Source organism: Pseudomonas sp. B21-047 (genome assembly GCF_024748775.1).
GTDB classification, from domain to species: domain Bacteria; phylum Pseudomonadota; class Gammaproteobacteria; order Pseudomonadales; family Pseudomonadaceae; genus Aquipseudomonas; species Aquipseudomonas capeferrum.
Map to the genome: position 1 here is coordinate 376,435 of NZ_CP087169.1, position 21,740 is coordinate 398,174.

At 65.4% G+C, this 21,740-nt stretch carries 17 protein-coding genes; 9 read left to right on the forward strand and 8 right to left on the reverse strand.

The features are described from left to right. Positions 1-57: 57 nt before the first annotated feature. From glnE to LOY26_RS01685, 8 genes are all read left to right on the forward strand, one after another. Positions 58-2,991, forward strand: coding sequence for a bifunctional [glutamate--ammonia ligase]-adenylyl-L-tyrosine phosphorylase/[glutamate--ammonia-ligase] adenylyltransferase (glnE, locus tag LOY26_RS01650; protein WP_033703118.1), 2,934 nt, complete (start codon positions 58-60; stop codon positions 2,989-2,991). A gap of 184 nt (positions 2,992-3,175) precedes the next feature. Further along, positions 3,176-4,225, forward strand: coding sequence for a lipopolysaccharide heptosyltransferase II (waaF, locus tag LOY26_RS01655; protein ID WP_258714325.1), 1,050 nt, complete (start codon positions 3,176-3,178; stop codon positions 4,223-4,225). Continuing rightward, the gene (waaC, locus tag LOY26_RS01660) at positions 4,226-5,284 is read left to right on the forward strand and encodes a lipopolysaccharide heptosyltransferase I (RefSeq protein WP_033703116.1); all 1,059 of its coding nucleotides are present in this window, start codon (positions 4,226-4,228) and stop codon (positions 5,282-5,284) included. Beyond that, on the forward strand, positions 5,284-6,405 hold the full coding sequence (locus tag LOY26_RS01665) for a glycosyltransferase family 4 protein (RefSeq protein ID WP_095065449.1): 1,122 nt from the start codon (positions 5,284-5,286) through the stop codon (positions 6,403-6,405). The genes waaC and LOY26_RS01665 overlap by 1 nt, the downstream gene beginning before the upstream one ends. Continuing rightward, a complete protein-coding gene (gene rfaP / locus LOY26_RS01670) occupies positions 6,402-7,208 on the forward strand; it encodes a lipopolysaccharide core heptose(I) kinase RfaP (RefSeq protein WP_186658562.1) in 807 nt (268 codons plus the stop codon). Before LOY26_RS01665 ends, rfaP begins: the two co-directional genes overlap by 4 nt. After that, positions 7,208-7,942: a lipopolysaccharide kinase InaA family protein gene (locus LOY26_RS01675; RefSeq protein WP_033703113.1), complete on the forward strand. Its 735-nt coding sequence runs from the start codon at positions 7,208-7,210 to the stop codon at positions 7,940-7,942. The genes rfaP and LOY26_RS01675 overlap by 1 nt, the downstream gene beginning before the upstream one ends. Beyond that, a complete protein-coding gene (locus LOY26_RS01680) occupies positions 7,939-8,691 on the forward strand; it encodes a lipopolysaccharide kinase InaA family protein (protein ID WP_047583687.1) in 753 nt (250 codons plus the stop codon). Before LOY26_RS01675 ends, LOY26_RS01680 begins: the two co-directional genes overlap by 4 nt. Beyond that, entirely contained in the window at positions 8,691-10,133 is a 1,443-nt protein-coding gene (locus LOY26_RS01685) for a lipopolysaccharide kinase InaA family protein (RefSeq protein WP_186664732.1), read from the forward strand. The genes LOY26_RS01680 and LOY26_RS01685 overlap by 1 nt, the downstream gene beginning before the upstream one ends. Here the strand turns inward: LOY26_RS01685 and LOY26_RS01690 are convergent. The 8 genes from LOY26_RS01690 to LOY26_RS01725 form a co-directional block, all read right to left on the reverse strand. Further along, positions 10,094-12,895 carry a dermonecrotic toxin domain-containing protein gene (locus LOY26_RS01690; RefSeq protein ID WP_258714326.1) on the reverse strand — a complete coding sequence of 934 codons (2,802 nt, stop codon included), beginning with the start codon at positions 12,893-12,895 and terminating at the stop codon, positions 10,094-10,096. The two genes, LOY26_RS01685 and LOY26_RS01690, sit on opposite strands and share 40 nt — an antisense overlap. Positions 12,896-12,961: 66 nt before the next feature. After that, positions 12,962-13,138, reverse strand: a complete 177-nt coding sequence (locus LOY26_RS01695; RefSeq protein ID WP_077068766.1) for a hypothetical protein — start codon at positions 13,136-13,138, stop codon at positions 12,962-12,964. After that, complete coding sequence (locus LOY26_RS01700) at positions 13,135-14,247, reverse strand: PepSY domain-containing protein (protein ID WP_186658569.1); 1,113 nt, start codon at positions 14,245-14,247, stop codon at positions 13,135-13,137. The genes LOY26_RS01695 and LOY26_RS01700 overlap by 4 nt, the downstream gene beginning before the upstream one ends. Before the next feature lie 55 nt (positions 14,248-14,302). Next, on the reverse strand, positions 14,303-16,738 hold the full coding sequence (locus LOY26_RS01705) for a TonB-dependent siderophore receptor (RefSeq protein WP_258714327.1): 2,436 nt from the start codon (positions 16,736-16,738) through the stop codon (positions 14,303-14,305). Between the two features lie 116 nt (positions 16,739-16,854). After that, entirely contained in the window at positions 16,855-17,811 is a 957-nt protein-coding gene (locus LOY26_RS01710; protein ID WP_258714328.1) for a FecR domain-containing protein, read from the reverse strand. Continuing rightward, positions 17,808-18,326, reverse strand: coding sequence for an RNA polymerase sigma factor (locus tag LOY26_RS01715; protein WP_047583689.1), 519 nt, complete (start codon positions 18,324-18,326; stop codon positions 17,808-17,810). Before LOY26_RS01715 ends, LOY26_RS01710 begins: the two co-directional genes overlap by 4 nt. 136 nt (positions 18,327-18,462) lie before the next feature. Further along, entirely contained in the window at positions 18,463-19,173 is a 711-nt protein-coding gene (locus LOY26_RS01720) for a PolC-type DNA polymerase III (protein ID WP_186658578.1), read from the reverse strand. Beyond that, positions 19,170-21,107: a putative nucleotidyltransferase substrate binding domain-containing protein gene (locus LOY26_RS01725; protein WP_095065455.1), complete on the reverse strand. Its 1,938-nt coding sequence runs from the start codon at positions 21,105-21,107 to the stop codon at positions 19,170-19,172. The genes LOY26_RS01720 and LOY26_RS01725 overlap by 4 nt, the downstream gene beginning before the upstream one ends. Positions 21,108-21,293: 186 nt before the next feature. Here LOY26_RS01725 and LOY26_RS01730 point away from each other — a divergent pair, with 186 nt between their 5' ends. Beyond that, the gene (locus tag LOY26_RS01730; RefSeq protein WP_186658581.1) at positions 21,294-21,737 is read left to right on the forward strand and encodes a response regulator; all 444 of its coding nucleotides are present in this window, start codon (positions 21,294-21,296) and stop codon (positions 21,735-21,737) included. Positions 21,738-21,740: the final 3 nt, after the last annotated feature.

Below are 21,740 nucleotides of genomic sequence, written 5' to 3' on the forward strand. Positions count from 1 at the left end.
TCCGCCTTCCATTTGGCCGCCTTTACCCCTCTCTTTCACGCCGATCAAGGATAGTCCATGCGCCTGCCTTTGCCGCTCGATCTGCCCGCCACCCTGCAACCGCTGGTCGCTCGTAATCAGCAGTTCCTCAGCGATGCCGTGGCTGGCCACCCCGAACTCGACCTGAACGCTTGGAGCCCGGCCCATCGGCAACAGTTCGACCAGGTTGCCGCCGCCAGCGACTTCGTCCTCGGCCAGGCCCAGCGCGAGCCGGCCATGCTGTTTGCGCTGATGGCCAGTGGGGAACTCGAGCGGCGCTATGCGCCCGGTGAATTGCGCGCGCAGGTCGCTGCCGTGGCCCAGGCCGCGCAAAGCGAAGACGCGCTTGCGCGTAACCTGCGCCGCGAGCGCAACCGTCAACAGGTGCGCATCATCTGGCGCGACATCACCCGCCAGGCCGAACTGGGTGAAACCTGCCGCGACCTCTCCGACCTTGCCGACGCCGCCATCGACGAAGCCTATCAATGGCTGTACCCACGCCATTGCCAGCAGTTCGGCACGCCCATCGGCCACCGCAGCGGCCAGCCGCAGCACATGGTGGTGCTGGGCATGGGCAAGCTGGGGGCGGTAGAGCTGAACCTGTCGTCGGACATCGACCTGATCTTCGCCTTCCCCGAAGGCGGCGAGACCGAAGGGGTCAAGCGCTCGTTGGACAACCAGGAGTTCTTCACCCGCCTGGGCCAGCGCCTGATCAAGGCCCTGGACCCGGTCACCGTCGACGGTTTCGTGTTCCGCGTCGACATGCGCCTGCGCCCCTATGGTTCGGCCGGTTCGCTGGTACTGAGCTTCAATGCCCTGGAACAGTACTACCAGGACCAGGGCCGTGACTGGGAACGCTACGCCATGATCAAGGCCCGGGTAGTGGCCGGTGACCAGGTGGCAGGCGCCCAGTTGCAAGAGATGCTGCGCCCGTTCGTCTATCGCCGTTACCTGGACTTCTCGGCCATCGAGGCCCTGCGCACCATGAAGCAGTTGATCCAGCAGGAGGTGCGGCGCAAGGGCATGTCCGAGAACATCAAGCTGGGTGCCGGCGGCATCCGCGAGGTGGAATTCATCGCCCAGGCCTTCCAGCTGATCCACGGCGGGCGTGACCTGAGCCTGCAGCAACGGCCCTTGCTCAAGGTGCTGGCGACCCTCGAAGGCCAAGGTTACCTGCCGCCGGCGGTGGTGGCCGAGCTGCGCGAAGGCTACGAGTTCCTGCGCTATACCGAGCACGCCATCCAGGCCATCGCCGACCGCCAGACCCAGATGCTGCCAGACAGCGAGACAGACCAGGCGCGTGTCGCCTATATCCTGGGCTTCGCCGACTGGCAGGGCTTCCATGACCAGTTGATGCAATGGCGTGGCCGTGTCGACTGGCACTTCCGCCAGGTGATCGCCGACCCGGATGACGAAGACGGCGAGGGTGAGCTGGTGGTGGGGGGCGAGTGGTCGCCGCTGTGGGAGCAGGCGCAGGATGAAGACGCCGCCTGCCGGCAGCTTGAAGAAGCCGGCTTCAAGCAGCCGGCCGATGCCTTGCGCCGCCTGGCCGGGTTGCGCTCCAGCCCGCAGCTGCGGTCGATGCAGCGCATTGGCCGCGAGCGCCTGGATGCCTTCATCCCACGGCTGCTGGCCCAGGCCGTCGAGCATCAAGACCCTGATCTGGTGCTTGAGCGGGTGCTGCCGCTGGTTGAGGCGGTCGCGCGGCGTTCGGCCTACTTGGTGCTGCTCACCGAAAACCCGGGGGCCCTGCGCCGGCTGTTGACCTTGTGCGCGGCCAGCCCGTGGATCGCCGAACAGATTGCCCGCTACCCGTTGCTGCTCGACGAACTGCTCAACGAAGGCCGGCTGTTCAGCCCGCCACTGGCGCCGGAGCTGGCCAGCGAACTGCGCGAGCGTTTGACGCGCATCCCCGAGGACGACCTGGAGCAGCAGATGGAGGCGCTGCGCCACTTCAAGCTGGCCCACAGCTTGCGTGTGGCCGCCTCGGAAATCAGCGGCAACCTGCCGTTGATGAAAGTCAGCGACTACCTGACCTGGCTGGCCGAAGCCATCCTTGACCAGGTGCTGGCGCTGGCCTGGCGCCAGACCGTGGCCCGCCACGGCCAGCCCAAGCGCAGTGATGGCAGCCTGTGCGACCCGGGTTTCATCATCATTGGCTACGGCAAGGTCGGTGGCCTGGAGCTGGGCCATGGCTCGGACCTGGACCTGGTGTTCATCCACGACGGTGACCCGCAGGCCGAAACCGATGGCGACAAGCCCATCGACAGCGCGCAGTTTTTCACCCGCCTGGGCCAGCGCATCATCCACCTGCTGACCACCCAGACCAACTCCGGGCAGCTCTACGACGTGGACATGCGCCTGCGCCCGTCCGGCGCTTCGGGGCTGCTGGTGAGTTCGCTCGGTGCATTCGAGCGCTATCAGCAGAACGAAGCCTGGACCTGGGAGCACCAGGCCCTGGTGCGGGCCCGCGTGCTGGTCGGCTGCAAGCAGGTGGGCGCAGCGTTCGAAGGAGTACGCGCCAAGGTGTTGGGGCAGGCCCGTGACCTTGAGAAATTGCGCACCGAAGTCAGTGAAATGCGCGCCAAGATGCGCGGCAATCTCGGTACCAAGGCTACCGCCGCCGGCACGGCGGCGAATGCGTTCGATGCCGGGGTTGCGTTCGATATCAAGCAGGATGCCGGCGGTATCGTCGATATCGAATTTATGGTGCAATACGCCGCTTTGGCCTGGTCTTTTGACCATCCGGCCATACTTCGATGGACCGATAACATCCGCATTCTGGAAGAGCTGGAGCAGGCGGGCTTGATGCCGGCCAGTGACGCGGTGCTGTTGCGCGAGGTGTACAAGGCGTTCCGTTCTGCCTCCCACCGCCAGGCCTTGCAGAAGCAGGCCGGGGTGATCGATGCGGCGCAGTTTGCCGATGAGCGTCGTGAGGTACGGCGCATCTGGGGCGAGCTTGGGCTGAGTTGAAATTGCCGGGGCCGCTTGGCGGCCCTTTCCGACCGGTCCGGCGCCCCGGCAGGGCCGCTCCGGGGGCCTGGAGGCCCATGTTCCACCACCGGTGGTACACTGTCCGCCACATAGCCTGAATATAAAGAGGGGAGGCCAGGCTGTACCGCAGCCTGCAGCCTCCCCGAGCGTTTCTGGACTAAGCATGAGAATACTGATCATTGGCCCCAGCTGGGTCGGCGACATGGTAATGGCGCAGACCCTGTTCCAGTGCCTGAAACAGCAGCACCCCGACTGCGTGATCGACGTGCTGGCGCCCGAGTGGAGCCGGCCGATCCTCGAACGCATGCCCGAGGTGCGTCAGGCCTTGAGCTTCCCGCTCGGCCATGGCGCGCTGGAGCTGGCCACGCGGCGGCGCATCGGCAAGTCCCTGGCCGGCCAGTACGACCAGGCGATCCTGCTGCCCAACTCGCTGAAATCGGCGTTGGTACCGTTTTTTGCCGGTATCCCCAAACGCACCGGCTGGCGCGGCGAGATGCGTTTCGGCCTGCTCAACGACGTGCGCAAGCTGGACAAGGCGCGCTACCCGCTGATGATCGAGCGCTTCATGGCCCTGGCCTATGCGCTGGGTGCCGAGCTGCCGCAACCCTACCCGCGCCCCAGCCTGCAGATCGAGGCGCAGAGCCGCGACCTGGCCCTGGCCAAGTTCGGCCTGGCGCTGGACCGCCCGGTGCTGGCGTTGTGCCCTGGTGCTGAGTTTGGCGAGGCCAAGCGCTGGCCGGCCGAGCACTACGCCGCCGTGGCCGATGCCATGATCCGCCAGGGCTGGCAGGTGTGGCTGTTCGGCTCGAAAAGCGATCACCCGGTCGGTGAGCAGATTCGCGACCGGCTGATCCCGGGGCTGCGTGAAGAATCGTACAACCTGGCGGGTGAAACCTCGCTGGCCGAGGCCATCGATTTGATGTCCTGCGCCGATTCGGTGGTGTCCAACGACTCTGGGCTGATGCACGTGGCCGCCGCGCTGAACCGCCCGCTGGTCGCCGTCTATGGCTCGACCTCGCCGGGCTTCACGCCGCCGCTGGCCGAGCACGTCGAAGTGGTGCGCACCGGCATCGAATGCAGCCCTTGTTTCGACCGTACCTGCCGCTTCGGGCACTACAACTGCCTGCGCCTGCTCGAACCGCAGCGCGTCATCGCCGCCTTGCACAGCCTGGGTGGTCCGAACCTGATCGATACCGTGGCCGAGGTTGACTAAGTGCGGGTACTGATCATCAAGACTTCGTCGCTGGGGGATGTGATCCACACCCTGCCGGCAATCACCGATGCCGCCCACGCCATACCGGGCATTCGTTTCGACTGGGTGGTGGAAGAAGGCTTTGCCGAGATCCCCAGCTGGCACCCTGCGGTCGACGAGGTGATCCCGGTGGCGATCCGGCGCTGGCGCAAGCATCTCTGGCAGACCCTGAAGAGCGGCGAGTGGAAGGCGTTCAAGCAGCGTGTTCGCGCGCGCAAGTACGACCTGGTGATCGATGCCCAGGGCCTGGTCAAATCGGCCTGGCTGACCCGCTACGTCAAGGCACCGGTGGCCGGGCTGGACCGCTACTCGGCCCGCGAAGGCCTGGCCAGCCGCTTCTATGACCGGCCGCTGTCGGTCGCGGTTGGCCAGCACGCCGTGGAGCGGGTGCGTCAACTGTTCGCCATGGCCCTGGCCTATGACCTGCCGGAAGGCATCGGCAACTACGGCCTGGACCTCGATCGCCTGCAATTGCCGCCAGCTGCCCCCTACGTGGTATTCCTGCACGGCACCACCTGGGCCACCAAGCATTGGCCCGAGGCCTACTGGCGCGAGCTGGCTGAGCGCATGGGCCGGCGCAAGCTGCAAGTGCGCCTGCCCTGGGGCAACCCGGCCGAGAAGGCGCGCGCCGAGCGTATCGCCCAGGGCTTGAACAACTGCCAGGTGCTGCCCAAATTGAACCTGGTCGGCGTCGCCCGCGTGCTGGCTGCGGCCAAGGCCTGCGTGGCCGTGGACACCGGCCTGGGCCATCTGGCCGCAGCGCTGGACGTGCCGACCATTTCGCTGTTTGGCCCGACCAACCCTGGCCTGACCGGCGCCTATGGCCGCGCCCAGGTTCACCAGGCCAGCGATTTCCCCTGCGCGCCCTGCCTGCAGAAGAAGTGCACCTACAAACCGAGCGCCGATGACCTGCGCCGGTTCGATCTCAAACGCGAGTGGCCACTGTGCTTCACTCGCCTGAATCCCGAGCATGTGGCGAGCCGCTTGAGCGCGTTGCTGCTGGCTGAGGATGTTCGTTAATGCAACTGGCTTTCGTGCTTTACAAATATTTCCCCTTCGGCGGGCTGCAGCGCGACTTCATGCGCATTGCCCTGGAATGCCAGAAGCGCGGCCATCAGATTCGCGTGTACACGCTGATCTGGGAAGGTGATATTCCGCCGGGCTTCGAAGTGCTGGTGGCGCCGGTCAAGGCGCTGTTCAACCACCGGCGCAACGAGAAGCTCAGCGCCTGGATGGCCGCCGACCTTGCCAAGCGCCCGGTCGACCGCCTGATCGGCTTCAACAAGATGCCGGGGCTGGACGTGTACTACGCCGCCGACGGCTGCTTCGAAGACAAGGCCCAGACCCTGCGCGGCGGCCTGTACAAGCGCTGGGGCCGCTACCGGCACTTTGCCGCGTACGAGCGGGCGGTGTTCGCCAAGGATGCGAAAACCGAGGTGCTGATGATCTCCGAGGTGCAGCAGCCGCTGTTCGTCAAACATTACGGCACCCCGGCAGAACGCTTCCACCTGCTGCCGCCGGGCATTTCCCCGGATCGCCGCGCGCCGGCCAATGCCGCCGAGATCCGCGCCGGGTTCCGCAAGGAATTCAACCTGGCGGACGATGACCTGCTGCTGGTGCAGATTGGTTCGGGGTTCAAGACCAAGGGCGTCGACCGCAGCCTCAAGGCCTTGGCCGCACTGCCGTCGGCGTTGCGCAAGCGCACCCGCCTGATGGTCATCGGCCAGGACGACCCCAAGGTGTTCCAGCTGCAAAGCGCCACCCTAGGCTTAGGTGACCAGGTGCAGTTCCTCAAGGGGCGTAGCGACATCCCGCGCTTCCTGCTGGGCGCCGACCTGCTGATTCACCCGGCCTACAACGAAAACACCGGCACCGTGCTGCTCGAAGCCCTGGTGGCAGGCCTGCCGGTGCTGGTGTCCAAGGTGTGTGGCTACGCCCACTACATTGCCGAGGCCGACTGCGGCCTGGTCCTGGACGAGCCGTTCGAGCAGGAACAACTCAATGGCTACCTGCAACGCATGCTCGAAGACCCGCAGGCGCGCGCCGACTGGTCGCGCAATGGCCTGGCCTTTGCCGATACGGCCGACCTGTACAGCATGCCGCAGCATGCTGCCGACGTGATCCTGGGGCAGACCGCATGAAGCTGATACTGGCCGAACCCTTCAAGCGCCTGTGGGCCGGGCGTGATGCCTTCGAGGCCGTGGAAGCGCTGCAAGGCGAGGTATACCGCGAGCTGGAAGGCCGCCGCACACTGCGCACCGAGGTCGAGGGCGAAGGCTTTTTCGTCAAGATCCACCGGGGCATCGGTTGGGGCGAGATTTTCAAGAACCTATTCAGCGCCAAGCTGCCGGTGCTCGGTGCCGGCCAGGAATGGCGAGCCATCCAGCGTCTGCACGAGGTCGGTGTGCCGACCATGACCGCAGTCGCCTATGGCGAGCGCGGCAGCAACCCGGCCACCCAGCACTCGTTCATCGTCACCGAAGAGCTGGCGCCGACCATCAGCCTGGAAGACTTCAGCATCGACTGGGTCAGGCAGGCGCCCGAGCCACGCCTCAAGCGTGCGCTGATCGCCGAAGTGGCGAAGATGACCGGTGGCATGCACCGCGCCGGGGTCAACCACCGCGACTGCTACATCTGCCACTTCCTGCTGCACACCGACCGCCCGGTGACGGCAGACGACTTCAAGCTGTCGGTCATCGACCTGCACCGTGCCCAGACGCGGGCGAGCATCAGCCGCCGCTGGCGTGACAAGGACCTGGCCGCGCTGTATTTCTCGGCGCTGGACATCGGCCTGACCCGTCGCGACAAATTGCGTTTTCTGCGTGGCTACTTCCAGCGCCCGCTGCGCCAGGTGCTTGCCGAAGAGGCCGCGCTGCTCGCCTGGCTGGAACGCAAGGCGCAGAAACTCTATGACCGCAAGCAACGTTATGGGGATGCACTCTGATGTCGGGTTGGACACTGGCGCCCGGCTACGAACACCTGGCGGCGGATTTCGGCAGCCTTGATGCCGTCTTTGCCATCCAGGGCGAACGCTTGACCCGCGACCCGCTCAGCGAGGTGGTGCGCATCGAGCGTGACGGCGTCAATTACTACGTCAAGCGTTACACCGGCGCCGGCAAGCACATGCGCCGTTACCTCGGCAGGCCGCGCATCAAGGCCGAATGGCAGAACCTCAAGCAGTTCGCCAAGTGGGGCATCCCCACCGCCGAAGTGGTCGCCTGGGGCCTGGAACGCAAGGGCCTGGCGTTTGGCCGGGGGGCGATGATCACCCGTGAACTGCCGCGCACCGAAGACTTGTCGGCGCTGGCCGAGCGCAATGATGCACGCCTGGCTGACCGGGCCTGGGTCGAGCATGTCAGCCAACAGCTGGCGCGCCACACTCGGGTCATGCACGAGCACCGTTTCGCCCACAACGACCTGAAGTGGCGCAACTTGCTGGTCGACGACCAGGGCACGCTATTCTTCATCGACTGCCCGACCGGCGACTTCTGGCGCGGTTTCATGTGGCGGCACCGGATGATCAAAGACCTGGCGTGCCTGGACAAGGTCGCCAAATACCACCTGTCGGCGACCCAGCGCCTGCGTTTCTACCTGCAATACCGCGGTCGCGACCGGCTCAATGCCCGCGACAAGAAGCGGATCCGCCAGGTGCTGAGCTTTTTCGAGGGAAGGGAATGACCGATTACCTGGCCAGCGCAGACCTCGCGCTGCTCAAACGCCACGGCTTGAACGACTTCGAGGCGCTGTGGGCGCTGCAGCTCGATGCCGTGGACGAGCCCAACACCGGGCGCGGGGGCTGGAGCAGCGTGTTCCGCCTGGAGCTCGAAGGCAAAGGCTACTACCTCAAGCGTCAGAGCGACTACCTCACCCGCACCCTGCACAGGCCCTTCGGCGAACCGACCTTCGCCCGCGAATTCCGCAATATCAGCCGTTACCAGAAGCTGCACATCCCGGCTTTGCAGGCGGTGTTCTATGGCGAGCGCAAGCAGGCCGGCCAGCACCGGGCAATTCTCATGACCCGGGCGCTGGACGAATGGGCCGACCTGGACAGCCTGTTGGCCCAGTGGCCGCAGCTGGGCGACGCCGAACGCAAAGGCATCCTTGAAGCTTGCGGCCAGTTGGCGCGCACGCTGCACAGCGCCGGGCAGGTACATGGCTGCTTCTACCCCAAGCATATTTTCTTGCGCCAGCGCCGCGAGGGCTGGGACGCGCAACTGATCGACCTGGAAAAGACCCGCCCGCTGCTGTTCGGCATGCGTGACCGGCTCAAGGACCTGGAGCCGTTGCTGCGCCGTGCCAGTGCCTGGAGTGAGGCGGATGTGCGTCAGTTGCTGGCGGCCTACCTGGCGCAGCCGGCGGACAGCGCCCTGGTCGACAACTGGCTGCAACGGCTGACGCAACGCCGTCGTGAAAAAGAGGCCCGCTGATGCGTTTGTCTGAACTGAAAGCTGCCGGGCGCACCCCGGCATTGCCCTTGAGTATCACCCTGGCCGATGCCGCCGGTAGCGCCGACCTGCAATTGTTCAGCCTGCTGCGCGTACTGCCCGGCCAGCGCTATGTCGGTGCCGGTGTCTGGCGTGGCACGCCGGTGCTGGCCAAGCTGCTGGTGGGGGGCAACGCTGCGCGGCATTTCCAGCGCGAGTTGCAGGGCGTGAAGCTGTTGGCCGAGCAAGGCCTGACCACGCCGAAGCTGCTGGCCGATGGCTTGAAGGAAGGCGAGGGCGGCTGGCTGTTGTTCGAGTTTCTCGATGGCGCAGAAAGCCTGGCCGATGCCTGGGCCGCCGTTGAGCACCTGCCGGTACTGGCCGACGAACAGCACCTGGTGCTGGGCGAAGCGCTGACCGCGGTGGCGCAGATGCACGCCAAGGGCCTGTGGCAGGAAGACCTGCACCTGGACAACCTGCTGCGCCACGGCGCCAAGCTGTACCTGATCGATGGCGCGGGCATCAAGGCCGAGACGCCGGGCCAGCAGTTGTCGCGCCCGCGTGTGCTGGAAAACCTCGGGGTGTTCTTCGCCCAGTTGCCCAAGCGTCTGGAGCCCTTCATCGAAGAGCTGCTGGTGCATTACCTGCTGGCCAATGCCGAGCACGCGTTGCCGATGGAAGCGCTGCAAAAGCAGATCGACAAGGTGCGCAACTGGCGCCAGAAGGACTACCTGGAAAAGGCCGGCCGCGAGTGCACACTGTTCAGTGTCGAGCGCAGCCTTTCGGGCCTGCGGGCGATCCGCCGTGGTGAAGTCGAAGCGATGCTGCCGGTGCTGGCGCAGGCCGATGCGCTGATCGACAACGGCCACCTGTTCAAGACCGGCGGCGCCGCCAGCGTGGCTCGCATCGACGTCGATGGCCGCCCGCTGGTGCTCAAGCGCTACAACATCAAGAACACCGCGCACTGGTTCAAGCGCTTCTGGCGCCCGAGCCGGGCCTGGCACTCGTGGATCGAAGGCCATCGCCTGGAGTTCCTCGATATCGCCACACCGCGCCCGTTGGCGGTGCTGGAGCAACGGGTGATGGGCCTGCGCAGCCGTGCGTACCTGGTCACCGAATTCGTCGATGGCCCGGACCTGACCGCGTGCTTTGCGCCCTATGTGGAAAACGGCGAGGCGCCTGAAGAGCAGGTCGATGCGTTGGTCAAGGTGATGCAGCAACTGATCCGCGAGCGCATCAGCCATGGTGATTTCAAGGGCCACAACCTGTTCTGGCACAACGGCCAATGGTCGCTGATCGACCTCGACGCCATGTGCCAGCACGCCACGGGGCTCAGCTTCGCCCCGGCCTACGCCCGTGACCGGGCGCGGCTGCTGCGCAACTGGCCGAGTAGCTGTGCCCTGCATCAGCGCCTCGACCGGTTGCTGCCACGGCTCGCCGAGTAGCCTTCGGGCAGCGCCAGCCAATCGCTGCTGCGCCCGGCCTGGCGCACACGGATGCGCCATTGGTGGTCTTGCCAGCGCAGGATCGCCCACGGCACCACGCCGGCTTGCTGGGCGTGGGGGATGAGCAGGTGGTAGCGCCCGGCGAGCAGGTGCGCCCGCAGCGGCAGTTGCCCGGCAGCGGTTTGCAAGTAGAGCTGGTCGTCTGCGCGGTACAGCCCTGCCAGCGCATCCACCGCCTCACCCGCCAGCGGCGGTTGCAGGCGGCAGTCGGCGAGCAACTGCGCAAGATCCGGCAGGCCGTCGTACCACAGCACCGGTGAGTCGATGACCCAGTTGCCATCGGCCAGGCGTTTGACCGGCTGCTGCAAGTAGGCATCGGGTTGCGTCGGGTCGATGACCCGCCAGCGACGGCCGTCGAACGCGACCTTGTAATAACGGCCGTGGGCGTCCTGGATGTAATACAGGGTCAGCCCTTCGAATGCCGATGCTTTCTCGAAAACGCCTTCGCCGTGCACACCGTCAATGGTGTAGCGCAGATTATCGAGTGCAGGCGTGATGCTGTAACGCGAGGGCAATGGTAATGGCGGTTGTGTCGGCATGCCACGCATCATCCGGCGCATCAGGCCGGTGCTGACCATGCTGGTGCCGGCATCGTTGGCATAGCTCAGGGCGTTGTAGGTATGGGTCAGCACGCCGTCGATGTCATCTTGGCCAAAGGCGTCCACCCCACCCCAGATCTCGATGGCCATGCGCCCCAGCGCAAGCGGAAGTTGCACCCGGGCAGGCAGTACCAGGCTGATCAGGTCTAGCAGGCGCCAGGCCAGGTCGGCGCCTTGCTGGAGGTCGGCTTCCCCGGTGGTACGGCTGTCGGCATCGACCTTGGCCAGCCAGGCGCGCACCTCGGCCCTGTAGCAGGCGAAAAACAGCTCGTCGTCGATCGCCGGGGTGCGCAGTACGGGGCTCAGCCGGCCTTTGTTCAGCAGCCGTTCGATGCCTGCGGGTGCCAGCAACGGCAGGCGGCCCGCCATGTAGGCGCGCAGGGCGGGTTGTTTGCGCAGTAGGCGCATCAGTTCGCGCGCATTGCTCAGCCCCCGCCAGGCGCGGCGGTCGGGTGCGTCCGGCGTGTAGAGGATGAACGCGCCCACGCCGGCGCCCTCGGCATTGATCAGCAACACGCCTTGCAAGGTATGGCCATGGATCGTCAATTGGCGCACGGTGACGCGCTGTCCGTCCACCGGGGGGCGAAGCGCGTTATGCGGATAGTCCAGCACCTGACGCACCCAACGGTAGGCTCGCTCATCAGGGTTGCGGGCGAGATGCCCGGCATAGCGCGCCTTGGCCGCCTCGGCGCACATGCGGGCGCGGTTGACCAGGGCATGGGCATTCAGCCGCCACCCCCCGACCGGGGAATCGATCAATTGGGTTTTCAGGTAGGCATGATAGCTGCCACCGACATTCAGGTGCCTGATCATCGCCTTGATGTAGGCCGGGTTCAGTGCCTCGGGTAATGGCTTGCCGTGACGGTGGGTTACCCGGGCGGTGAGCCAGTAGTCGTAGTCGAACCAGGCCACGTTGCGCAATGCCAGCTCGTGTAGCGGGTAGCTCTCTCTGATCAGTTCGATCATCTGGCCGCCGACGTGCTCGAAGCCTCGCCAGGTAACGTAGCTTGAAGGGTGAAACGGATTCAACTGCGGGCCTGCCTGCCGGCTGTGCACGACATGGATCATGATGTCTGCGGCTGCGTAGCGCAGGCCATGATCGTGGCGCAGGCGTTCTTCGACGCGCGCGCGCGCCCAGCCCTGCAGGCTGTCCTGCTGGCGGAACTGCCCCAGGGTGAGGATGCCCGGGGCGGCGACGCGATTGCCGGCGGCTACCAGTTGTTGCATCGTCTGCATGATATGCGTAAGCCCCTGGGGCCCTGCCTTGCTCAACCAATTGGGCAGGTTTTTTTCCAGCAGCAGGCCGTAGCGGGTGTCGAGCAAGGCTTGCTTGCCGGCTTCAGCCGCCACTGAAAGGGCATTGTGCAGCGTCTCGACGGCCGGTGCCGGGGCACCCTGGGCGCTTGCCCAGGCTTGGTTGACACGCAGGCGCTGCGCTTCGATCAGGCTGTCGACCTGGGCTTGCACCGGGTCATCGGGATACCATTCGTAGCGTAGCCGGTCGGCCTTGGCGGCGTTGCCGATACGCGCGTCATCAACCAGCAGGCGTAGCAGTGGCGGGCCTTGCAGTGGGTCGTCGAGGCGCTCGCACAGCTCAAGGTGCAAGTCGGCCAGCGAGGCGTAGGCCTCGATGCCCTGGGCCAGGCCGCACAGCAAGGCCGGGCCCAGGGCCTGCTCTGGGGTGAGCTCGGCAGCCTCGTCGTTGCCGGTGACGACCACGAACATACCCGGCAGCACCGCGCGGCTGTGGGGCTGGCTACGGCTGAGGACCAGGCGGTACACCTGGGCACGCGTGGCCACCGGCTGGGGCCTCCGTTGCCAGGCGTTGGGCAGGTCGAGGCACAGGCTGAGGGCGTCGGCCTCGGGGGCGGGCAAGGTCCCGTCGGCCAGGCGCAGTGTCAGCTCGGCGTGCATCAGGGCGCGGCGCAGGTCGCCGAGGCGCACCCTGCGCGAGCGGCCTTGGGTGTCGCAGGCGGCCCAGTATTCCGCCAGTTCGCCCTGCAGTTGCTGTCGGCTGAGCGGTTGCCGGTCGGCGGCCGGTAATTGCGCCAGCAGGGCGATGATCTGCTGGTCGAGGAATTCGATGCGTTCCAGCGGTAGCATGTTGCGCTCCTTTCTTAAGGGAGCCGCAACGTTAGGGCCCAGGGCAAGGGCCGGAGCGGTAGCCGGTTATCGACTGCAAAGCCCGCGCAGGCTGAGGATGGCGGGCACGCCGAGGCCCAGCCAGGCCAGGGCGTCCCAGGCACCGTCACCCAGCAAGGCGGCAAACAGGCCGGCGGCTCCGAGCACGCTGATGGCGGCCGGCCAGGCGAAGATCCGCCAGGATGATCGAGAGGCGTGGCTCATGCCCGCACCTCCCGGGCTTTGCGCTGCTTGCTTAGCCACAGGTACAGGCCGCTGCCGAGCACGATGATGGTCAGCACATCCAGCACCGCCCAGAGAATCTGCATGGGGCGCCCGCCGTAGTCACCGAAGTGCAGTGGCTGGGACAGGCCCATGGCGTCCATGTACCACGGGCGTTCGCCCACTGCCGTCACGTGCAGGGTGCGCGCATCGATCAGCACGGGGGTGAGCAGGTGCGAGGTCAGGTGAGTGGCGCCCTTCATGAACACGGCGTAATGGTGCTCGCTGGAGAACCGCGTGCCGGGGAAGGCGATGAAGTCCGGGCGCATACCGGGCGCGGCCTGCTCGGCGATGTCCAGCAGGCGGCTGGCCGGGGCGCGCTCGGTGAGCGGCGGGGCGTTACGGTAGGGCGCGACCATGGCGGCCAGGCTGTCGTTGCGCCAGGCGGCGATCACCAGGTCGGACAAGGCACTGATCACCCCGGTGACACCAACGGTCAGCGCCCAGGCCAGGGTCACCACGCCAATCAGGTTGTGCAGGTCGAGCCAGCGCAGGCGGCGGGATTTGTCGTGGCGTACCGTGGCGAAATCCAGGCGGCGCATGAACGGCGCGTAGAGCACGGTGCCAGAGATGATCGCCACGACGAACAGCACACCCATGAACGCCAGCAGCAGCTTGCCGGGCAGCCCGGCGAACATGTCGACGTGCAGGCGCAGCATGACCATCATGAAGCCGCCGTTGGCGGCGGGCATGGCGACAGCTTCGCCGGTGCGGGCGTCGAGCATGAAGGTGTGTGACGAATTGGGCTCGGTGCCTGCGGTGGCGGCGGTGATCGCCACCACGCCGTTGCGTTCGTCCTCGTCGTAGCCGAAGTACTGCATCACTTCGCCGGGGCGATGCTGCTCGGCCTTGAGTACCAGTTGCTGCAGGTCGAGGTGCGGGGTGCCTGCGGGCATCTCGCGCAGCTCGGGGGCATCGCCGAGCAGATGCTCCAGCTCGTGGTGGAAGATCAGCGGCAGGCCGGTCAGCGCCAGCAACAGCAGGAACAAGGTGCAGACCAGGCTGCTCCAGGTGTGGATCGCGGACCAGCGGCGGATGGTTGAGCTTTTCATCACGGTACCGTTTCTCGTCTGATGAAACCTGGGGCTGCACAGCAGCCCGGGCGACTCAGAACTTGTAATTGACGCTGGCCACCACGTTGCGTTCGTCTCCGTAGTAGCAGTAGTAACCGTCACAGGTCGACAGGTAGTCCTTGTTGAACAGGTTCTTCGCATCGACGGCCACCGTCACGCCCTTGAGCGTGCCGTTGAGACGGCCCAGATCGTAATGCACCGACGCGTCGTAGACTGTGTACGACCCAACATGGCCCCAGTCGGTATTGGTGGTGTTGCCGTAGGTATCGCCCACATAGCGCACACCAACGCCTACGCCAAAGCCGTCGAGCGCCCCTTCGTGCCAGGTGTAGTCGGCCCACGCGGTGGCTTGGTTGCGTGGCACCTGCGCCATACGCTTGCCTTTCTCTCCGTCGTTGCCTTTGATGATCTCGCTGTCGTTGTAGGTGTAGGAACCTACCAGTTTGAGGTTCTCGGTGACGTCGGAGGTGGCTTCGAGCTCCAGGCCCTTGACTCTGACTTCACCTACCTGGCGGGTCACGCCACCTTCGGTGACCGACATGTTCTGTTGGGTCAGGTCGAACACCGCCGCCGTGAACAGGCTCTTGCTGCCGGGGGGCTGATACTTGATACCTAACTCGTACTGCTTGCCTTCGGTGGGCTTGAACGCATCGGTACTGTTGACCGCAGCACCTGTTGCTGCCTGGAACGACTCGGCGTAGGACAGGTACGGCGTCAAGCCGTTGTCGAACACATAGCTCAGGGCCGCGTTGCCGCTGAACTGCTTGTCACGCTGGGTATTGGTGGCGTCGCCCTGGTTATGGAAGGTAGTGCCGGTGTGCACCCAGTCTTCACGACCGCCCAAGGTCAGGCGCCAGTTGTCCAATGCCATCTGGTCCTGCACGTAGAGACCGGTCTGTTGGGTCTTCTGTGTGTAGTCATACATGTCGAAGTATTGGACGTTGGAGAAATCCTGGCCGTACACCGGATTGTGGATGTTGCTCGGCGGTACGCCAGCGGAACCCCAGCGCCAGCGGGCATCGCTGGTCGAGCGTTGGTGGTCGAGGCCCAGCAGCACGGTGTGACTGATTGCGCCCGTCTGGAAGTCGGCCTGGAAATTGTTGTCCAAGGCGAACTGCGAGATGTCCTCTTCGACGATACCTGCGGTGCGTTGCACGGTGCCGTCGGCGCTTACGGCCTCATCTGGCCCGGCTGGCCAGATCGACCCACCGGCGGTAATACCCTTGAAGTCCAGTTCGTTGCGTGCGTAACGCAGGTTCTGACGGAACTGCCACACATCACTCAAGCGCGTCTCGAACGCATAGCCCAGGTGGTAGTAAGTGCGGTCGTACGATTCCCAGTCTGGATCGCCCAGGTTCTTGTGGTGGGAGATCTTGCCCGCTGGGCTGTCCAGCTTGGTGCCCTGCAGTGGCAGGAACTGACCGGTAATGCCGGTATCGTCGCGGGTGTACTGGGTAATGAAGGTCAGTTTTGTGACGTCGTTGATGTTCCAGGTCAGGCTGGGGGCGATGTTGTAGCGCTTGTCTGGAATATGGTCGATCGGGGTACCGCTGTCGCGCACGGTACCGCTTACCCGGTACAGGAACTGGCCGCTGTCATCGACCTTGCCCGTGCTGTCAAAATTAATCTGCCGGTGATTATTGCTGCCGACCTGGGCTTCCACCTCGTGGCTGGCTTCCAGCTCTGGCCGGCGGGTAGTCATGTCAAGCAGGCCGCCGGGCGGGGTTTGGCCGTAGACCGAGGACGCAGGGCCACGCAGCACGGCAATACGCTCAAGGTTCCAGGGCTCAATTTTCGGCGAAGCGTAGTTGCCCTTGGGCAAGGGCAGGCCGTCGAGGAATTGTGTGGGTACGAAGCCACGCACTAGCAGCCAATCGCTGCGCGAATCGGAGCCGTAGCCGCTGCTTTGTACCCCAGCGGTATAGCGCAGTGCGTCGTTGAGGCTGAGGACGGGGCGGTCTTCCATTTGCTGACGGGTGATCACGCTGACCGAGCGCGGCAATTCGGCGATGGCCGTGTCGGTCTTGCTGCCTGCTGCGGTACGTGTGGCGGTGTAGCCTTCCACTGGGCCCCAGGCGCTTTCGTAGGCCGCATTCGCATTGATCGCCGTCTCCGGCAATGCGAGCGTTCCTTCAGGCGTCGCCACCAGGCTGTAGCTGCCGACGCTGCTCTGCTGCAACTGCAACCCGGTGCCGCGCAGGGCGGCCTGCAGGGCGCCGATGCCGTCGTACTGGCCGGTGACGGGCGCCGAAGTGCGGCCGCTGACCAGTGCTGGGTCGATGGCCAGGGCGATGCCCGATTGGCTGGCGATCTGGTTGAGGGTGCTGGCCAGGGGGGCGCTGGGCAGGTCGTAGGCGCGCAGGGCGGATTGCTCGGCGGCGAACAGGGCAGGGCTGGCCAACGGCGCAGCCAGGCCAATGGCCAGGGCCATCAGGCTGGGGCGCAGGATACGATCGACAGTACGGGACATGCAGCGGCTCCTCGACGGATAAGTGCTTACTGCTTCCTTGCCGAGCGAGATTTCAAAAGTGACAGGGGGTGTCATGAAAAAAGCGAGATTGTTTGCAGGGCGGCCACAGGCCGCTACTACTGGGGCTGAACCGTTACCCACCACGGGGTATGCCGCTCGATCTTCACCGGCAGTGCCGGCACCAGCGATGCCAGGGCCAGGTCGATGTCGGTCAGCGGGAAGCTGCCGGTAACACGTAGGTCGGCGACCTCGTCTGCCACCCCGAGGTGGCCGCTGCGGTACTTGCCGAGGGCAGCGACCAGGTCAGCCAGGCGTACGTTGTCCACCACCAGCATGCCGCGGGTCCAGGCATCGGCACCGACGTCGACCGTGCCGACCTGGCCGAGGCCGTTGGCATCCATGAGCACCTGCTGGCCTTCGCGCAATACCTGTTCGTCACCACTGTTCAGCGGCATGGCCGCGACCGAGGCCTGCAGCACTTCCAGGCGTGTTCCGTTGGCCTCACGGCGCACCAGGAAGCGCGTGCCCAGCGGGCGCAGGCGGCCGTCGTCGGTGCGTACCAGCAACGGGCGTGGGTCTTGGTGGCCGGTCTCGACCGAGATTTCACCCTGGTGCAGCACGATCACCCGTTGCGCGCCTGCGTAGTCGATGTCCACTGCTGTGTGGGTGTTCAGGCTCAGCAAGGTGCCGTCTTCCAGGCGCAGGGTGCGCAGCTCGCCGGTGGCGGTGCGTTGGTCGGCCAGCCAGTAGTGCGCTGACAGCGACGGGGCGCCGACCCAAGCCAGCAACGAACCCAGCAGGAACATGCCCGCCAGGCCACCGCCCACCTTGCCGATGCGCCGGCGCAAGCCGGCACGCGATTGCAGCAGCGCCTGGCGCGCGGGCCCGGCAGCGGCGCTGACGCGCAGGTCAAGGCAACCCAGCTGGCGCCAGGCGCGGGCATGCTCTTCGCTGGCAGCGTGCCAGCGCATGAACTCACTGCGTTCATCTGGCGTGCCGCTGCCCTGGTCCAGGCTCAGCTTCCAGGCAATGGCTGCATCCAGCACCCGCGACGAGACCGGTGAACCGTTCACGTCGGCTCCCCGTACAAGGCCACATAGCACTGGCGCATGCCCTGGGCGATGTACTGGCGTACCCGCGAGACCGAAACACCAAGGCGCTCGGCGATTTCGGCGTGGCCCATGCCGTCCAGGCGGTTATGCAGGAAGGCCGCACGGGCCTTGCTCGACAGCTTGCCAAGCAGGCGGTCGATGGCCTTGAGGTCTTCGAGAATCAGGTGCTGGATTTCGGGGGAGGGCTGTTCGGCTTCCGGCAGGTGGGCGAGTTCGGCCAGGTAGGCCTGCTCCAGTGCGGCGCGGCGGAAGTGGTCGAACAGCAGCCCCTTGGCCACGGCGGCCAGAAAGGCGCGCGGCTCGCGGGGCGTGTCTAGTTGCTCGCGGCCGAGCAGGCGCACGAAGGTGTCCTGGCTCAGGTCTTCGGCACGTTGGCGGCAGGCCATGCTGCGTTGCAGCCAGGCGAGCAGCCAGCTGCGGTGATCGCGGTAAAGCGCACCGACCAGCTCGGCGTGTGGGCTGTGTGCAGAAGACAAGCAGCCTCCCCCCGGAACGAATGCATTAACTAACGATAATTATTCGCGATTGTTGCAGAGGCGGGGGGCGCCGCGCAATGGACGCTTATCGGATTGCCACCAGGGCGGGGCTTCCAGGCGCTGAATCATCCAAGCCCTACAAACCGTGACTCTGTGCCGCACGCCGCCGCCACCCGCGCAACCGCTGCTCAAGTTGCAACGGGCTGTCGAGCTGCTGGCGGCGAGCCTGGCTGAACAGGATCAACGCCAGCTCGGCAGTGACCTGGGCATCGGCGCTGGCATGGTGGCGCTCTTCAACCTGCAGGCCAAAGCGGGCGACCCAGTCATCCAGCCCGGCTTCGCGCAGTACCGTGTCGGGGTTGAGCATCGGCGCCAGTTCAGCCACATCCAGGAACGGCACCTGCAGGCGATAGCCCAGGCTTTCCTTGAGCGCCCGCGCCAGCATGCGCTGATCGAAAGGCGCATGGAACGCCAACACCGGGCTGTCGCCAATGAAGTCGAGCAGGTCGATCAACGCCTCGACTGGGTCGCAACCCGCGGCCAGGGCACTGGGCCCTAGCCCGTGAATCAGCACACTGGCGTTGGTCTTCTGGGAGGGGCGGTACAGAGTGCGTTCGAACTGCTGGGCAAAGTCGATGGCACCGTCCTCGATGGCCACGGCACCGATCGACAGGACCTGGTCGCGGTTGGGGTTGAGGCCACTGGTTTCCAGGTCCAGCACCACCCAGCGCTGTTCGCGCAACGTGCACACCCCCAGCGCAGCCGGCTTGGGCAACTGCGCCAGGCGTTGGCGCGCGGTGTCGTCCAGCGTGGGCAGGCTGGGGCGCAGCCAGGCGAACAGGCTCATAGCTGGTACCGCAAGGCCAGGCTGCTTTGCAGGCGCTGGGCCTGGCGCAGCGACTCACGCAGGATGCGTCGGTCCAGGTGGTTGAGGCTGTCGGGGTCGACGCGGTTGGAGTAGGGCAGGTTATCGCGGGTCTGGCGCTGGTGCTGCTGCATGCGGGTCTGCTGGATGAAGTGGTAGGCCTCTTCGTAAGCCGCACCGTCGAGTGGTTCGATGATGCCCTTCTGCACCAGCTGGCGCAGGCGTTCGAGGGTGTTGCAGGCGCCGATGCCGTTGGCCAGGGCCAGCAGGCGCGCACCATCGACGAAGGGCGTCAGGCCTTGCACCTTGAGGTCGAGGGTGGCGGCCTTGTCGTTGCCCTGGCGGGTCAGCACGAATTCGCGCAGGCGCCCCACCGGTGGGCGTTGGCGCAGGGCGTTGTCGGCCATCATACGCTGGAAAATGCGGTTGTCGGCGACCTGGGCCAGCAGGCTCTGGCGCAGTTGTTCACAGCCTTGCTCGTCACCCCAGACCACGCGCAGGTCGAAATAGATGCTCGAACCCAGCAGGTTTTCGGGGCTTGCCTCGCGGATGAATCCTGCAAAGCGCCGCGCCCATTCCCCGCGTGACAGGCACAGCGCGGGGTTGCCGGCCATGACATTGCCTTTGCACAGGGTAAAGCCGCACTGTGCCAGGCACTGGTTGATGTACTGCGCCAGGGGCAGCAGGCGGGCACGGATCGCGTCGGCTTCGGCGCTGTCGCGGGCCTCGAACAGAATGCCGTTGTCCTGGTCGGTGTGCAGGGTCTGCTCGCGTCGCCCCTCACTGCCGAAGCACAGCCAGCTGAACGGCACGCCTGGGTCGCCGCGTTCGGCTATGGCCAGTTCGATCACCCGGCAGACTGTGTGGTCGTTGAGCAAGGTGATGATCTGGGTGATCTGCGTCGACGAGGCGCCATGGGCGAGCATGCGCTCGACCAGCTGGCTGATCTCACCGCGCAGCGACACCAGGGTGTCCAGGCGCGGGGCATGGCGGATGGTACGCGCCAGGTGCACCAGGTCGACACGTTGCAGGGAGAACAGGTCACGCTCGGAAACCACCCCGCACAGGCGCTGGTTGTCCACCAGGCAGACATGCGCGATATGCCGCTCGGTCATGGCCATGGCGGCATCGAAAGCACTGGCCTGCGGGCTGAGGTAGAACGGCCTGGCGGTCATGTGCCGGTCGATGGGCGCGCCCAGGTCGGCATCCGCGCCCGCCACCACCTGGCGCAGGTCGCGCAGGGTGAAGATGCCGATCGGGTAGCGCTGGGGGTCGACCACGACAATGCTGCCGACCTGCTGCTCGTGCATCAGCCGCACGGCGTCGCGCAGCGGCGTGTCGGGGTTGCACACCACCGGGTGACGCATGGCCAGCTCCCCCAGGGGGGTGTTCAGCGAGTACTGGGTGCCGAGGGTTTCCACGGCGCGTTGGCGCACCTGCTGGTTGACCTGGTCGAGCAGGCTGCTGACCCCGCGCAGGGCAAAGTCGCGAAAGGCTTCCGACAGGGAGAAGACGCGGATGAAAGCGGCCTTGTTCAGTTGCAGGCAGAAGGTGTCCTCACCGGCCAGGTGCTCGGTGCGGGTGGCGCGCTCGCCAAGCAGGGCGGCCAGGGGGAAGCACTCGCCGCTGGTGATCTCGAAGGTGGTCTCCACACCGGGTTTGACCAGGTGCTGGCGTTCGCCGACCACGCGCCCTTGTTTGACGATGTAGAAGTGCTCGACCGGGCCGTCGGCGGGTTTGACGATGCTTTCGCCACTGGCATAGAAACGCAGCTGGCACTGCTCGACCAGATACGCCAGGTGGCTGTGCTCCATCTGGTTGAAGGGTGGGAAGCGCTGCAGAAACTGCAACGTACCTTGTATGTTCTGCAGCACAGCCGTCCTGCCCGCCTGGCTGTAGGCGTCCTTTTTACTCATGACACTGACCGTATCGCTACGCCGAACTATATATATCTATATATAGGTGCCGGCCTTGTTGTTCTCGGTCCCCATGGTCGGCTGGCTGAGGTGTGGTGCCCATTGGACGTAAGTCTATGGGCGGCGTGTGATCAATATCGCAAAGCGCGGTCTTACCGGTGAGCAAGACTTTTTGACGAGACGACCATGGTTGAGCATGACGACATCCTGAGTGACGCCGAACGCGAGGCACTGGCCGGGCTGGTGGCGCCTATTGCGCCCAAGCCTGTGGTTCTGGTGGTGGATGACAACCGAGTGAACAGCGAGGCCTTGAGCCTGTACCTGAAAAGCAGAGGCATCGACTGCATGACGGCCGACGGGGTCCAGGAGGCGATGTTCAAGCTGCATTACGAGCCGAGGATCGCCTTGGTGATCACTGACCTGCGCATGGAGCCCAAGGATGGCCTGGATCTGATCCGGTATATTCGTAAGTCGGAGCGGGCGGCGTTGTCGATCATCGTGGTGTCGGGCGACACCGATGTGAAAGAGGCGGTAGACGTGATGCACCTGGGGGTGGTCGACTTTTTGCTCAAGCCGGTGGACCTGGGCAAACTGCTGGAGCTGGTGAAGAAAGAACTGAAGATTGGGTGATGG

Bases quoted from the DNA above. Each gene is read 5' to 3' on its own strand.
- glnE (WP_033703118.1), top strand. From the start codon at position 58: ATGCGCCTGCCTTTGCCGCTCGATCTGCCCGCCACCCTGCAACCGCTG.
- waaF (WP_258714325.1), top strand. From the start codon at position 3,176: ATGAGAATACTGATCATTGGCCCCAGCTGGGTCGGCGACATGGTAATG.
- LOY26_RS01665 (WP_095065449.1), top strand. From the start codon at position 5,284: ATGCAACTGGCTTTCGTGCTTTACAAATATTTCCCCTTCGGCGGGCTG.
- rfaP (WP_186658562.1), top strand. From the start codon at position 6,402: ATGAAGCTGATACTGGCCGAACCCTTCAAGCGCCTGTGGGCCGGGCGT.
- LOY26_RS01675 (WP_033703113.1), top strand. From the start codon at position 7,208: ATGTCGGGTTGGACACTGGCGCCCGGCTACGAACACCTGGCGGCGGAT.
- LOY26_RS01680 (WP_047583687.1), top strand. From the start codon at position 7,939: ATGACCGATTACCTGGCCAGCGCAGACCTCGCGCTGCTCAAACGCCAC.
- LOY26_RS01685 (WP_186664732.1), top strand. From the start codon at position 8,691: ATGCGTTTGTCTGAACTGAAAGCTGCCGGGCGCACCCCGGCATTGCCC.
- LOY26_RS01690 (WP_258714326.1), bottom strand. From the start codon at position 12,895: ATGCTACCGCTGGAACGCATCGAATTCCTCGACCAGCAGATCATCGCC.
- LOY26_RS01695 (WP_077068766.1), bottom strand. From the start codon at position 13,138: ATGAGCCACGCCTCTCGATCATCCTGGCGGATCTTCGCCTGGCCGGCC.
- LOY26_RS01700 (WP_186658569.1), bottom strand. From the start codon at position 14,247: ATGAAAAGCTCAACCATCCGCCGCTGGTCCGCGATCCACACCTGGAGC.
- LOY26_RS01705 (WP_258714327.1), bottom strand. From the start codon at position 16,738: ATGTCCCGTACTGTCGATCGTATCCTGCGCCCCAGCCTGATGGCCCTG.
- LOY26_RS01720 (WP_186658578.1), bottom strand. From the start codon at position 19,173: ATGAGCCTGTTCGCCTGGCTGCGCCCCAGCCTGCCCACGCTGGACGAC.
- LOY26_RS01725 (WP_095065455.1), bottom strand. From the start codon at position 21,107: ATGAGTAAAAAGGACGCCTACAGCCAGGCGGGCAGGACGGCTGTGCTG.
- LOY26_RS01730 (WP_186658581.1), top strand. From the start codon at position 21,294: ATGGTTGAGCATGACGACATCCTGAGTGACGCCGAACGCGAGGCACTG.